The sequence below is a fragment of the Albimonas donghaensis genome (assembly GCF_900106695.1).
GTDB classification, from domain to species: Bacteria; Pseudomonadota; Alphaproteobacteria; order Rhodobacterales; family Rhodobacteraceae; genus Albimonas; species Albimonas donghaensis.
Genome location: NZ_FNMZ01000002.1, coordinates 120,840 through 133,674, shown reverse-complemented (window position 1 = coordinate 133,674; position 12,835 = coordinate 120,840). Strand labels below are relative to the sequence as shown.

General features: G+C 70.9%; 11 protein-coding genes. 10 read left to right on the top strand and 1 reads right to left on the bottom strand.

Translation table 11 applies throughout. The annotated features are described in order from the left end of the window. Positions 1-25 precede the first annotated feature (25 nt). The 5 genes from BLV24_RS06605 to BLV24_RS06585 all read left to right on the top strand — a co-directional run bounded on the left by BLV24_RS06605 (position 26) and on the right by BLV24_RS06585 (position 4,898). Positions 26-925, top strand: a complete 900-nt coding sequence (locus tag BLV24_RS06605) for a crotonase/enoyl-CoA hydratase family protein (RefSeq protein ID WP_092680393.1) — start codon at positions 26-28, stop codon at positions 923-925. 79 nt (positions 926-1,004) lie between these two features. Continuing rightward, positions 1,005-1,781, top strand: coding sequence for an enoyl-CoA hydratase-related protein (locus tag BLV24_RS06600; RefSeq protein ID WP_092680392.1), 777 nt, complete (start codon positions 1,005-1,007; stop codon positions 1,779-1,781). Between the two features lie 63 nt (positions 1,782-1,844). Next, complete coding sequence (locus BLV24_RS06595) at positions 1,845-3,017, top strand: acetyl-CoA C-acetyltransferase (protein WP_092680391.1); 1,173 nt, start codon at positions 1,845-1,847, stop codon at positions 3,015-3,017. Next, a complete protein-coding gene (locus BLV24_RS06590) occupies positions 3,017-3,796 on the top strand; it encodes an SDR family NAD(P)-dependent oxidoreductase (RefSeq protein ID WP_092680390.1) in 780 nt (259 codons plus the stop codon). The genes BLV24_RS06595 and BLV24_RS06590 overlap by 1 nt, the downstream gene beginning before the upstream one ends. A 112-nt stretch (positions 3,797-3,908) precedes the next feature. After that, positions 3,909-4,898 carry an NAD(P)H-dependent flavin oxidoreductase gene (locus BLV24_RS06585; protein ID WP_092680389.1) on the top strand — a complete coding sequence of 330 codons (990 nt, stop codon included), beginning with the start codon at positions 3,909-3,911 and terminating at the stop codon, positions 4,896-4,898. A 645-nt stretch (positions 4,899-5,543) separates the two neighbouring features. Here the strand turns inward: BLV24_RS06585 and BLV24_RS06580 are convergent. Continuing rightward, entirely contained in the window at positions 5,544-7,304 is a 1,761-nt protein-coding gene (locus BLV24_RS06580; protein ID WP_176954656.1) for a putative bifunctional diguanylate cyclase/phosphodiesterase, read from the bottom strand. 189 nt (positions 7,305-7,493) lie between these two features. Here BLV24_RS06580 and BLV24_RS06575 point away from each other — a divergent pair, with 189 nt between their 5' ends. The 5 genes from BLV24_RS06575 to BLV24_RS06555 all read left to right on the top strand — a co-directional run bounded on the left by BLV24_RS06575 (position 7,494) and on the right by BLV24_RS06555 (position 12,760). After that, positions 7,494-8,804, top strand: a complete 1,311-nt coding sequence (locus BLV24_RS06575; RefSeq protein ID WP_092680387.1) for an extracellular solute-binding protein — start codon at positions 7,494-7,496, stop codon at positions 8,802-8,804. A 210-nt stretch (positions 8,805-9,014) separates the two neighbouring features. Beyond that, positions 9,015-9,896, top strand: coding sequence for an ABC transporter permease subunit (locus BLV24_RS06570; protein WP_092680386.1), 882 nt, complete (start codon positions 9,015-9,017; stop codon positions 9,894-9,896). Positions 9,897-9,906: 10 nt separating this feature from the next. Beyond that, positions 9,907-10,821 (top strand): sn-glycerol-3-phosphate ABC transporter permease UgpE, encoded by a 915-nt coding sequence (gene ugpE, locus BLV24_RS06565; protein ID WP_092680385.1) that lies wholly within the window; start codon positions 9,907-9,909, stop codon positions 10,819-10,821. Further along, positions 10,818-12,002 carry a sn-glycerol-3-phosphate ABC transporter ATP-binding protein UgpC gene (ugpC, locus tag BLV24_RS06560; RefSeq protein ID WP_092680384.1) on the top strand — a complete coding sequence of 395 codons (1,185 nt, stop codon included), beginning with the start codon at positions 10,818-10,820 and terminating at the stop codon, positions 12,000-12,002. The genes ugpE and ugpC overlap by 4 nt, the downstream gene beginning before the upstream one ends. A 59-nt stretch (positions 12,003-12,061) precedes the next feature. Beyond that, positions 12,062-12,760: a DUF1868 domain-containing protein gene (locus BLV24_RS06555; protein ID WP_143040240.1), complete on the top strand. Its 699-nt coding sequence runs from the start codon at positions 12,062-12,064 to the stop codon at positions 12,758-12,760. Positions 12,761-12,835: the final 75 nt, after the last annotated feature.

Genomic DNA, 12,835 nt, shown 5'->3' with positions numbered 1-12,835 from the left:
GAAACAACCTGGAGGAAACGACCTGATGAGCATCCGCACCGACTACACGCATCTCTACACCGAGCTGGAGGACGGGGTGCTGACCCTCACCCTCAACCGGCCCGAGAAGCTGAACGCCTTCACCCGCCAGATGCAGCTCGATTTCATCGCCGCGCTGGACGCCGCCGACGCCGACGACGCGGTGCGCGCGATCATCGTCACCGGCTCGGGCCGCGGCTTCTGCGCGGGCGCCGACCTGACGCGCGAGGAGGGCGGCAAGCCCTTCACCGCGGGCGACTACATGAAGGAAGGCGCCGACGGGCTGACCGACTATTCCGACACCCGCCTGCGCGATGGCGGCGGCCGGCTGTCCCTGCGCATCTTCGAATGCCTCAAGCCGATCATCTCCGCGTGCAACGGCGCGGCGGTGGGCGTGGGCGTGACCATGCAGCTCGGCATGGACGTGCGGCTCGCCTCCACCAACGCGCGCTACGGCTTCGTGTTCCCGCGTCGCGGGATCGTGCCGGAGGCGTGCTCGTCGTGGTTCCTGCCGCGGCTGGTGGGCATCCAGCAGGCGCTGGAATGGGCGATGACCGGCCGGGTCTTCGATGCCGACGAGGCGCTGAAGGGCGGGCTCGTGCGCTCGGTCCACGAACCCGAGGACCTGCTGCCGGCAGCCAAGGCGCTCGCGCGCGAGATCGCCGACAACACCGCCCCCGTGGCCGTGGCGCTGAGCCGGCAGATGATGTGGAAGATGCTGGGCGCCGATCACCCGATGGAGGCCCACAAGATCGACAGCCGCGGCATCGCCTCGCTCGGGCTGTCCGACGACGTGGCCGAGGGCGTGGCCTCGTTCCTCGCCAAGCGGCCGGCGGAGTTCCGGGACAAGGTGTCCACCGACATGCCCGACTATTTCCCGTGGTGGGAGCGGCGCGAGTACCGCTGAGCCTCGGTTCCGACGAAAAGGGAGGCCGTTGCACGGCCTCCCTTAATCATGTAATTAAGACCGCGACGGAGATCCTCGCATGAGCAACCCCAAGATCCTGGTCGAACGCGACGGCGACGTGATGATCGTCCGCCTCAACGACCCGTCGACCCTGAATTCCGTGACCACCGACATGGGCGACGCCATCCGCGAGGCGCTGGAAGAGGCGTCGAAGTCCTGCCGGGCGGTGATGCTGGCGGGCGGCGAGCGCGGCTTCTGCTCGGGCGCCAACCTGTCGGGCGGGCGGGACTTCGACGATCCCAACCTGGATGTCGGCGCCTCGCTGGAAGGCCACTACAACCCGCTGATGATGACGGTGCGCAACCTGCCGATCCCGCTGGTCTCCGCGGTGCGCGGGCCGGCGGCGGGCGTGGGCGCGTCGCTCGCGCTCTGCGCCGACCTGATCGTGGCGGGCGACACCTCCTATTTCCTCGAAGCCTTCGCCCGCATCGGCCTCGTGCCCGACGGCGGCGCCACCTGGCTGCTGACCCGCGCCATCGGGCGCCCGCGGGCCATGGAAATGATGATGCTGGCCGAGAAGATCCCCGCCGAAAAGGCGCTGGAATGGGGTCTCATCAACCGGGTCGTCCCCGACGCGAAGGTCGAGGAAGAGGCCATGGCGCTGGCCCAGCGTCTGGCCAAGGGGCCGTCGAGCCTCGGTCTCATCCGCCGCGCCGGCTGGATCGCCGCCGAAGCCGAGTTCAAGGAGGCGCTGGCCACCGAACGCGCCTACCAGCGCGAGGCCGGCCTTTCCCCCGACTTCAAGGAGGGCGTGACCGCCTTCCGCGAAAAGCGCCCCGCCAAGTTCGGCGGCTGACACGCCTGACCCCAACCCGGCGGCGCGAACGCCGCCGGGACGCGAACCCTGGGAGGATTTGAAATGCCCGAAGCCTATATCTGCGCCGCCGTGCGCACCGCCGGCGGGCGCCGGGGCGGCAAGGTCGCCGGCTGGCACCCCGTCGACCTCGCCGCCGCCTCGCTGAACGCCATCCTCGACCGCTCGGGCGTCGACCCGAACGCCATCGAGGACGTGATCATGGGCTGCGTCGGCCAGACCAAGGAGCAGGGGCTCCATGTCGGCCGCAACGCCGTGCTCGCCTCGCGCCTGCCCCAGCATGTCCCCGCGGTCAGCATCGACCGCCAGTGCGGCTCGTCCCAGCAGTCGATCCAGTTCGCCGCCCAGGCGGTGATGTCGGGCACCCAGGATGTGGTGATCGCGGCCGGCGTCGAATCGATGACCCGCGTGCCGATGGGCTCCACCGGCTCGTTCACCCCCGAATTTCAGCCCAACTCGGCCAAGTCCCCGGGGCTTGACGAGAAGTTCCCCGGCATCGCCTTCACCCAGTTCGCCGGGGCCGAGATGATCGCGCAGAAGCACGGCTTCTCCCGCGAGATGCTGGACGAATATTCGCTGCGCTCGCACAAGCGCGCCGCCGCGGCCGCCGACGCCGGCGCCTTCGACCAGGAGATCGTGCCGATCGAGGTCCCCGACGGCGACGGCGGGACCATGATGCACACCCGCGACGAAGGCATCCGGGCCGAGGCCTCGATGGAAGGCCTCGCCGGCCTCAAGACCCTGCAGGAGGGCGGCGTGATCACCGCCGGCAACGCCTCCCAGATCTGCGACGGCTCGTCGGCCGTGCTGGTCGCCTCCGAGGCCGCCGTGAAGAAATACGGCCTGACGCCCATCGCCCGCATTCACCACATGTCGGTGACCGGCGGCGATCCGGTGATCATGCTCGAAGAGCCGCTCTTCGCCACCGAGAAGGCGCTGAAGCGGGCCGGCATGAAGATCGACGACATCGACCTTTACGAGGTCAACGAGGCCTTCGCGCCGGTGCCGATGGCCTGGCTGAAGCATCTCGGCGCCGATCCCGAGAAGATCAACGTCAACGGCGGCGCCATCGCGCTGGGCCACCCGCTGGGCGCCTCGGGCACCAAGCTGATGGCCACCCTGGTCCATGCGCTGAAGGCGCGGGGCAAGAAATACGGCCTGCAGACCATGTGCGAGGGCGGCGGGCTCGCCAACGTCACCATCATCGAGGCGCTGTGATGGATATCAAGGGACTGAGCGCGGTCGTCACCGGCGGGGCCTCCGGCCTCGGCGCGGCGACGGCGCGGATGCTGGCGGCGAAGGGGGCGAAGGTCGCGCTCTTCGACCTCAACGCCGAAGCCGGCGAAGCCCTGGCCAAGGAGATCGGCGGGACCTTCTGCGAGGTCAACGTCACCTCCGACGACAGCGTGGAGGCGGGCTTCGCCCGGGCGCGCTCGCTCCAGGGGCAGGAGCGGATCCTGGTCAACTGCGCCGGCATCGGCACCGCGGCCAAGACCGTGGGCCGGGACCGCAAGACCGGGGCGATCAAGCGGTTCTCCATGGAGGACTACATGCGGACCATCCAGGTGAACCAAGTGGGCACCTTCCGCTGCATCGTCGCCTCCGCCGCGGGGATGCTGGAGGTCGAGAAGCTCGATTGCGGCGACCGCGGCGCCATGGTGATGACCGCTTCCGTGGCGGCCGAGGACGGGCAGATGGGCCAGGTCGCCTATTCCGCCTCCAAGGGCGCGATCGTGGCGATGACCCTGCCCATCGCCCGCGACTTCGCGGCCGAGGGCATCCGGATCAACACCATCCTGCCCGGCATCTTCAACACGCCGCTGCTGCAGGGGGCGCCGGACAATGTGAAGGCCGCGCTGTCCGCGTCGGTCCCGCATCCGCCCCGCCTGGGCGACCCGGCCGAATACGCGCATCTCGCCTGCACGATGCTGGAGAACGGCTACTTCAACGCCGAGGACGTGCGGCTCGACGGCGCCATCCGCATGGCCCCGCGCTGAGCCGGACGCCCGGATTTCGCTGATCCGCGGGCCGGGGGGGGGGCGACCCCTCCGGCCCGTTCCACGACAAAGGCCCGGGCGAACGGGCCGGATCCGCAGGAGGAGACCCGCGATGAAGACCCGTTTCACCGAACTGATGGGCGTCGAGCACCCCATCGCCCAGGGCGGCATGCAGTGGGTCGGCACCGCCGACCTGGTGGCCCCGGTGGCGAATGCCGGCGCGCTCGGCTTCATCACCGCGCTGACCCAGCCGACGCCGGAGGCGCTGCTGGCCGAGATCAAGCGCTGCCGCGAGATGACCGACAAGCCCTTCGGCGTGAACCTCACGATCCTGCCGACGCTGACGCCCCCGCCCTACGCGGAATACCGCGACGCGATCATCCAGGGCGGCGTCAAGATCGTCGAGACCGCCGGCTACAAGCCGCAGGAGCACGTGACCGAGCTGCAGAAGCACGGCGTGAAGGTCATCCACAAATGCACCGCCGTCCGCCACGCCCTGTCGGCGGAGCGGATGGGGGTCGACGCGATCTCCATCGACGGGTTCGAATGCGCCGGCCATCCGGGCGAGGACGACGTGCCCAACATGATCCTGATCCCCGCCTGCGTGGACAAGGTGAAGGTTCCGGTCATCGCCTCGGGCGGGATCGGGGATGCGCGCGGCCTGGTGGCGGCGCTGGCCATGGGGGCCGAGGGCATCAACATGGGCACGCGCTTCATGTGCACCCAGGAGGCCCCGATCCACATGAACTTCAAGCAGGCGATGGTGGAGGGCGATGAGCGGTCCACCGACCTGATCTTCCGCAACTACCGCAACACCTCGCGGGTGCGGAAGAACGCGGTCTCCCAGCAGGTGCTGGAGCTGGAGCGCGCCGGCAAGCCGTTCGAGGAGGTGGCGCATCTGGTGAAGGGCGCCCGCGGGCGCGAGGGCTATCAGACCGGCGACGTGGATGCGGGGATCTGGACGGCGGGGACCATCCAGGCGCTGATCCACGACGTGCCGACGGTGAAGGAGCTGGTCGACCGGATCATGGCCGAGGCCGAGGAGATCATCGCCGGCCGGCTCGCGCGCTTCGGCGGGGCGGGCGCCTCCGCCGCCGCCTGATCGGCGCGCATCATCGCGAAACCCACGCCGCGCCGGAGCCCTCCGGCGCGGCGTTCGCATGTCCGGGCGGAGGCGCCTTCGGTCCGCGCGGGCCGCGCGACCACCCGCGCGCCGGTGGCCCCGGCGCGCCCGCGCGGCGTTGCGGCGGTGCGCGGATGGCGCCGGGGCGGGGGGGCGCCGGGCGCGCCATGCGTTGAGGAGGGCGCAGGCGGCTGGCCCTGCGGCGGGAGCGCGATGCGGTTGGGGGCGCGGGCGTCCCTCCGCGCTCTGGGCGCCGAAGTCGCGCAGGGGCGCCCGGCGTCGCGAGGGGGAAGCGGACCGGCGCCCAGTCCGCCCCGGGTCATGCGTCGCGTCAACCGCCAAGCCCCGCCCCGCAGCCATGCCCGCGACGCTGCGTGGACCCGTCGAAAGGGCCGCGCCGCGCAAGACCGACCTTCGCGCACAGGCGGAGGATGCGAGCGGGGCGGCGACGTCGCTTGCTTGCCGAGGGTCGGTCTGACGAGGCCGGACCCAGGGGAGCGGGGGCAGGGCGACGGGACTGGACGAAGAGGGACGAAAGGAGGGGGCCTGTCGGGCGGAAAGGGCGTCTGGACCGGGCGCGCCATGGCGCGGCCGCCGGACCCCGCGCCGGGGGGGCGCGGCAGGTCAGCCGTTGCGGCGGGCGCCGGACGCGGTCTTGTCGATGGGGGCCGCGTCGACGGGAGCCTTCTCGACCCGAGCCTTCTCGGCCGGGGGCCCCTCGACGCGGGCTTCGTCGACGCGACCTCCCTCGACGTCAGCCCCCTCGACGTTCGCTGCGTCGGCGGGGCTCGCGGGCGGCGGCGCCTGGCCCCGGGCCAGCGCCGCGGCGGCCTCCGGCGGCAGGGCCGGGCTGAACAGGTGGCCCTGGCCGAGATCGCAGCCCAGCGCCTTCAGGCGGGCGCGTTGCTCCGCCGTCTCGATCCCCTTCGCGGTGGTGGTCACCCCAAGGCCCCGGCCGAGCGCCACGATGGCGCGGATCGCCTCCGCCCGGTCGATGTCGCCCTGCGCCGCCTCCAGGAAACCGCGGTCGATCTTGATGGCGTTGAACTTCAGCCGCGCCAGCTGCCCGAGGCTGGTGTAGCCGGCCCCGAAATCGTCCAGCGCCACCCGCGCGCCGGCCGCCTGCAACTGGTCGATCAGCCCGCCCTCGGTCCCCGCATCGCGCAGGGCGGCGGCCTCCGGGACCTCCACCTGCAGGCGGCCGGGGGGAAAATCGGCGGCGTCGAGGATCCACAACATGCGCTGCGCCAGCATCCGGTCGCCAAGCTGCGCGGGCGAGATGTTGAAGGCCAGGCGAAGCGGCTTCGGCCAATGCCGCGCGTCGGCGCAGGCGCGGGTGAGCAGGCGGTCCGAAAGCTCGGGCAGAAGGCCCATCTCCTCGGCCAGCGGCAGGAATTCGTCGGGCGGGACCGGCCCGTCCTCGCCGGTCCAGCGGGCCAGCGCCTCGAATCCCTCCAGCTCGCCGCTCGCGAGGTCGGCGAGCGGCTGGTAATGCGGCGTGATCTCGTCCCGGTCCAGGGCCCGGCGCAGGGCCTGTTCCCGGCGCAGGCGCAGGTCCAGCGCCTCCGCCATCCTGGGGTCGAAGCGCACGACCTTGTCGCGGCCCAGGCGCTTGGCCTCGTACAGCGCCGAGTCCGCCAGCCGCAGCGCCTCCTCCTGGCTGGCCGCGTCCTCCGGCGTCAGGGCCACGCCGACGCAGGTCCCGACGCGCGCGGTCAGGCCGCCCGGCATCTCCACCGGCTCGGCCAGCGCGGCGACGATGCGCCGGGCCAGCGCCATCGGGTCGGGTTCCAGCCCCCGATCCGCCGCCACCACGAATTCGTCGCCCCCCACCCGCACCGCGAGCGAATCCCCCGCCACATGGCGCAGGCGGTCGGCGACGACCTCCAGCAGCCGGTCGCCGCCGTCATGGCCGAGCAGCGTGTTGACCTGCTTGAAGCCGTCGAGGTCGAGGCACAGCACCGCCGCGCCCCGGGTCCAGGGCCGGCCCGCGCCGCGGCGCGCCCCCCCGCCCGGCCGCGCCCCGCGGCGGCGGCCCTCGGCATGAGCGGCCAGGTGTTCGTCCAGGCTGCGGCGGTTGGGCAGGCCGGTCAGCGGATCATGTCGCGCGAGCCACGCGGCCTCCCGCTCCGCCAGGTCGCCGCGTCGGCTCGCCCGTCGCAGGCGAAACCCGCGCAGCACCAGCAGACCGATGGAGAAGATGCCGGCGACGAACAGCCCGTTCACAAGCTCGTCGAGCTCCATCCCCTCATGGGCCTGGGAGTAGCGATAGGCCCATTCGAACGCGTCGATCTCATGGAACCAGACCCAGCAGCCGAGCGCGAGCATGGCCAGAACGCCCTCGGCGCTCTGCGCTCCTTCGATCAGTCTGCGCAGGCGGCGCATCCGCTTTCCTCCGACGCCCCTTGGGACGTCACCGGGAATAGGACGCGGAGGTTCACGAAGCGTTGACGCGCGGATCCGCGCGCAACCCGGGCGAAACGTCGTCGAACCGACATGAAACCGAGACCGGGACGACATGAGCCGGGTCTAGGCAGCGGGTCTCATCACCTCCACCCGTTCACGGAGATTTTCATGCTTCGCAGCACGCTGCTCGCCGCCGCGCTCGCCCCGGCCTTCGTCCTTGGGGCCGGCGCCGCCAACGCCCAGACCGAAATCGCCTGGTGGCACGCCATGGGCGGCCGTCTGGGCGAGGTGGTCAACGAAATCGCGACCCGCTTCAACGCCAGCCAGTCCGATTACAAGATCACGCCGATCTTCAAGGGTAACTACGAAGAGACCCTGACCGCGACCATCGCCGCGTTCCGGGCCGGCGAGCAGCCCAACATCGTGCAGGTGTTCGACGCGGGTTCGGCCACCATCATCGGCGCCCAGGGCGCGGTGCTGCCGGCCGAGGATTTGCTGAAGAACAACGGCGTCGCCTTCGACGCCAACGACTACATCGAGGGCGTGCGCTACTTCTACGCCGACTCCGCCGGCAAGATGGTCGGCATGCCGTTCAACTCCTCGACCCCGGTGATGTACTACAACACCGAAGCGCTCGAGAAGGCCGGCGTCCAGCCCCCCAAGACCTGGGAGGAGTTCGAGGAGATCGCGCCCAAGCTCAAGGACGCCGGCTATGTGCCGCTGGCCCAGAGCCACACGCCCTGGATCTTCGTGGAGAACTTCTTCTCCCGCCACAATCTCCAGTTCGCCACCAACAACAACGGCTATGACGGCGCCGAGGGCACCAAGCTGCTGCTGTCCCAGACCCCCGAGCTGAAGCGCCACTTCGAGAAGCTGAAGGCGTGGAAGGACGAGGGGCTCTACGCCTATTACGGCGCCGGCTGGTCCGACAACCAGGCCCCGTTCGAGAATGGCGACGTCGCCATGTGGCTGGGCTCCTCGGGCTCCTTCGGCGGGCTGAGCCAGTCGATGAAGGCCCCGTTCCAGGCCACCTACCTGCCCTATTGGGGCGACGTCGAGGGCGCCGGCGGGACCACCTTCATCGGCGGCGCGGCGCTGTTCGCCCTGGCCGGTCACCCGGCCGAAGAGAACCAGGCCTCGGCCGCGTTCTTCGAGTATCTGACCTCGCCGGAGATCCAGTTCTACTGGCACGAGGAAACCGGCTACGTTCCGATCACCACCGCGGCCTATGAGCTGGCCAAGTCCGAGGGCTACTACGACGAGGCCCCCTCGGCCGAGACCGGCATCCTGCAGCTGTCCCTGCCGGGCGGCGAGTGGACCAAGGGCTACCGGATGGGCTTCTACGTCCAGATCCGCGACGTCATGAACCGCGAGTTCGGCAAGGTCTTCGCCGGCGAGACCACCGTCGACGAGGCGCTCAAGACCATCGACGAAGAGGGCGACCGCCTTCTGGAGCGTTTCGCCAAGACCTCGGGCTGATCCCGCCTCGCGGCCGGGGGGCGCCGTTGCGCGCCTCCCGGCCGTCTTCGTTCCGGCCCGCGCCGTCGCGCGGGCCCCCGACCTTCCCGCGTATCCGAACCGAGCGCCGCGTCGCGTCCCTGGCGCTCAGGGCTCCGCCCCCACCCGCCCCAGTCGGGCCGGGGCGGCGCCCGTTCCCTTTCCTCCCCCACACCCGACCGGAGCCCCCAGATGAAGAAGGTGCAGTTCGGCCCCTCCTGGACGCCTTACCTGCTGCTGGCGCCGCAGCTGATCATCGTGGCGCTGTTCTTCCTGTGGCCGGCGGGAGAGGCGCTGCGGTCCTCCTTCTACCTGGAGGACCCGTTCTTCGGGAACGCCACCTTCGTGGGCTTCGACAACTACGTGGATTCCACCTCGGCCGCGGATTACGGGCGCTCGGCGCAGTTCACCGCGGTGTTCACGGTGTCGATCTGCGTGATCTCGCTGGGCATCGCGCTGGCGCTGGCGGTCTCGGCCGACGCGGTGCTGCGCGGCAAGAGCCCCTACAAGACCGCGCTGATGTGGGTCTACGCCATCGCGCCCCCCGTCGCCGGGCTGATCGGCGTGATGATGTTCGACCAGCATATCGGCCCGCTGTCGGACTTCGCGCGCTGGCTGGGCTGGGAGATGCAGGTGGGCGTCAGCTATTTCGACACCGCCGTGGCGATGATCACCGTGGCCGCGTGGAAGCAGATCCCGGTGAACTTCATCTTCTTCCTGTCCGGCCTCCAGGGCATCCCCAATTCCCTGCGCGAGGCGGCGGCGATCGACTGCCGCTCCCCCGCCCGCCGGTTCTGGACGGTGGTGTTCCCGCTGCTGGCCCCGACCTCGTTCTTCCTGCTGGTCATCAACATCACCTACGCCTTCTTCGAGACCTTCGGCGTCATCGACGTGATGCTGAAGGGCGAGCCGGGGAACAACCCGGTGACGCTGGTCTACAAGGTCTTCCTCGACGGGTTCCGGGGGCAGGACCTCGGCGGCTCCTCCGCGCAGTCGGTGATCCTGATGATCGCGGTCTTCGCCCTGACCATCGTTCAGTTCCGCCTGATCGAGCGGCGCGTGCACTATTCCTGAGGATCCAGCCATGACCGCCCTCGCCGACCCGCTCGCCCCCGCCCCCGCCGCGCCCGCCGCCGCCCGGCCGGTCAACCGCGCCCGCCGGCGCGCCCAGATCCTGCACCATATCGTGCTGATCTTCGGCGTGCTGCTGATGTGCGGGCCGATGGTGGTGACCTTCATGTCCTCCACCTGGGACCCGGTGGTGATCCATTCCGAGGGGCTGCAACTGGGCTATGGCGGCAAGTTCCTCGAAACCTACGAGACCGTGCTGCTCAAGGGCGGCGGCTTCACCGGGGAGATCACCGGCACGCTGATGCTGTGGAACTCGGTGCTGCTGGGGCTGGGCTTCGCCATCGGCAAGATCGTGATCTCGATGCTGGCGGCCTACGCCATCGTCTATTTCCGCTTTCCCTTCGCCAGCCTGGCCTTCTGGGTGATCTTCGCCACCCTGCTGCTGCCGCTGGAGGTGCGGATCCTGCCCTCCTACGAGGTCGTGCAGCGGCTGGGGATGCTGAACAGCTGGTCCGGGCTGATCCTGCCGCTGATCGCCTCGGCCACGGCGACCTTCTTCTTCCGGCAGTTCTTCCGCTCCATCCCCGACGAGTTGCTGGAGGCCGCGCGCATCGACGGCGCCGGGCCGTTCCGCTTCTTCGTCGACATCCTTGCGCCGCTGTCGAAAACCATGATGGCGGCGATCTTCATCATCATGTTCGTGGTCGGCTGGAACCAGTATCTCTGGCCGGCGCTGATGACCACGGACGAGAGCATGTTCACCATCGTGCGCGGCATCCGCCAGATCCTGCAGGTCTGGATCGGCGCGAACATCCCCGACTACAATCAGGCCCTGGCGCTCGCCATCCTCGCCATGGCGCCGCCGGCGCTGGTGGTGCTGGTGTTCCAGCGCATGTTCATCAAGGGCCTCGTGGAGACCGAGAAATGACCGTCACCCTCGACGCCGCCGCGAACGCCGCCGCGAACGCCGCCGTGAATGCCCCCGCGAGCGCCCCAGCGAACGCTCCCGTGATCGCGGCCGCCGCCGCGCCCGCCGCCTCCGCCGAACCCACGCTGGTCATCGACGGCGCGGTCAAGCGCTATCCCAACGGCGCGGTGGCCGTGCGCGGCGTGACCATCGAGGTCGGGCAGGGCGAGCTTGTGGTCTTCGTCGGCCCCTCGGGCTGCGGCAAGTCCACCCTGCTGCGCATGGTGGCCGGGCTGGAGGACATCACCGAGGGCGAGATCCGCATCGCCGGCCGCCGGGTGAACGAGGTCGAGCCGGCCGAGCGCGACATCGCCATGGTGTTCCAGAACTACGCGCTCTACCCGCATATGACGGTGCGCCAGAACCTCGCCTACGGGCTGAAGAACCGCGGAACCGACAAGGCCGAGATCGCCCGCAAGGTGGCCGAGGCCGCCGCCATGCTTCAGATCGAGGACTTCCTGGACCGCAAGCCCTCGCAGCTTTCGGGCGGCCAGCGGCAGCGGGTGGCGATGGGGCGGTGCATCGTGCGCGACCCGTCGCTGTTCCTGTTCGATGAGCCGCTGTCCAATCTCGACGCCCGCCTGCGCACCCAGATGCGGCTGGAGATCCGCAAGCTGCAGCGCCGGCTCAAGGTCTCGGCGATCTACGTGACCCATGACCAGGTGGAGGCGATGACGCTGGCCGACCGCATTGTGGTGCTGAACGGCGGCCAGGTCGAGCAGGTGGGCGCGCCGTCCGAGGTCTACGCCCGCCCGGCCTCGACCTTCGTGGCGGCCTTCATCGGGGCGCCGGCGATGAACCTGATCCCGGCGGAGCTGGCCGGCGGCGCCCTGCGCATCGGGGCGGAGGCCGTGCCCTTCGCCGCCCCGCCCGCCGGCATGGCGCCGGGCTTCGTGACGCTGGGCCTGCGCCCGGAAAAGGCGCGGGTGGTCCCGCAGGCCGAGCGCGCCGGGGGCCTGCCCTTCACGCTCGACGCGGTGGAGGAGCTGGGCGCCTCCCGCCTGCTGCATGGGCGCGCGGCGGGGGCCGACGTGGTGACCGCCGCCGACGCCGCCCTGCCGATCCCGCAGGGGCCGCTGGCGCTGCATGCCGACCCCGCCGACCTGCATTTCTTCGACGCCGTGACCGGAACGCGGCTGTGAGCGCGGCGGTGAGCGCGGCGGCGAACGCCCGCCCGGCGCAGCCGCGGCTGGCGCCGGGAATGGCCTCTTCCGCCGGGGCGCATCCGCCGCAATGGCTGGGCAAGCGCTTCGATGCGGAGGGGCGCGCCTTGCCCGATGGCGGGGCGACGGTCATCGGCCATGTCCGCGCGCCGGCGGCGGTCGCGGCGCTGGGCGCGGTGCATGACGGGCTGGCGGCGGCGGGACTGTCGCGGTTCTGGGCCTGGCTGCCGGCCTCGTCCTTTCACATGACCCAGTTCGATCTGATCCTCCACAATCGCCGCGAACCCGAGCGCTGGCCCGAAGGCCTCTCCCCCGACCTGCCCGCGCCGGAGGCCGACGCCGCGATCACCGACCGCCTGCGCGGCTTCGAGACCGGCGAGGCCTTTCCCTTCCGCATGGCGGTCCGCGGGCTCTATGCGGCGCCCGGCGGGCTCGGCGTGGCGCTGGAAGGCGAGACCCCGGCGGAGGACGCCCGCCTGCGCGCCATGCGCGACCGGATCGCGGCGCGGGCCGGGCTGGCGCATCGGCCGGGCCACGCGGATTACCCGTTCCACATCTCGCTGGCCTATCTCACGGCCTGGCCCGAGACCGGGGCGCTGGCGGCGGAGACCGACGCCGCCCTCGACGCCGCCGAGGCCGCGCTGATCGCGGCCCTGCCTGTGGTCGAGATCGGGGCGCCGGAAGTCTGCGTCTTCGACGACATGACCGCCTTCCGGGAACTGTTCCGCCTCGGCTGAAACGGGCCGCGCGTCGAGCGTCCCGAGGGCTGAGCCCGGACGCCCGCGCGGCGCGGCGTCCGGGGCGCCCGGCGG

What these genes read in the sequence shown, in the direction of transcription:
- BLV24_RS06605 (WP_092680393.1), top strand. Translation starts at nt 26, where the DNA reads ATGAGCATCCGCACCGACTACACGCATCTCTACACCGAGCTGGAGGAC.
- BLV24_RS06600 (WP_092680392.1), top strand. Translation starts at nt 1,005, where the DNA reads ATGAGCAACCCCAAGATCCTGGTCGAACGCGACGGCGACGTGATGATC.
- BLV24_RS06595 (WP_092680391.1), top strand. Translation starts at nt 1,845, where the DNA reads ATGCCCGAAGCCTATATCTGCGCCGCCGTGCGCACCGCCGGCGGGCGC.
- BLV24_RS06590 (WP_092680390.1), top strand. Translation starts at nt 3,017, where the DNA reads ATGGATATCAAGGGACTGAGCGCGGTCGTCACCGGCGGGGCCTCCGGC.
- BLV24_RS06585 (WP_092680389.1), top strand. Translation starts at nt 3,909, where the DNA reads ATGAAGACCCGTTTCACCGAACTGATGGGCGTCGAGCACCCCATCGCC.
- BLV24_RS06580 (WP_176954656.1), bottom strand. Translation starts at nt 7,304, where the DNA reads ATGCGCCGCCTGCGCAGACTGATCGAAGGAGCGCAGAGCGCCGAGGGC.
- BLV24_RS06575 (WP_092680387.1), top strand. Translation starts at nt 7,494, where the DNA reads ATGCTTCGCAGCACGCTGCTCGCCGCCGCGCTCGCCCCGGCCTTCGTC.
- BLV24_RS06570 (WP_092680386.1), top strand. Translation starts at nt 9,015, where the DNA reads ATGAAGAAGGTGCAGTTCGGCCCCTCCTGGACGCCTTACCTGCTGCTG.
- ugpE (WP_092680385.1), top strand. Translation starts at nt 9,907, where the DNA reads ATGACCGCCCTCGCCGACCCGCTCGCCCCCGCCCCCGCCGCGCCCGCC.
- ugpC (WP_092680384.1), top strand. Translation starts at nt 10,818, where the DNA reads ATGACCGTCACCCTCGACGCCGCCGCGAACGCCGCCGCGAACGCCGCC.
- BLV24_RS06555 (WP_143040240.1), top strand. Translation starts at nt 12,062, where the DNA reads ATGGCCTCTTCCGCCGGGGCGCATCCGCCGCAATGGCTGGGCAAGCGC.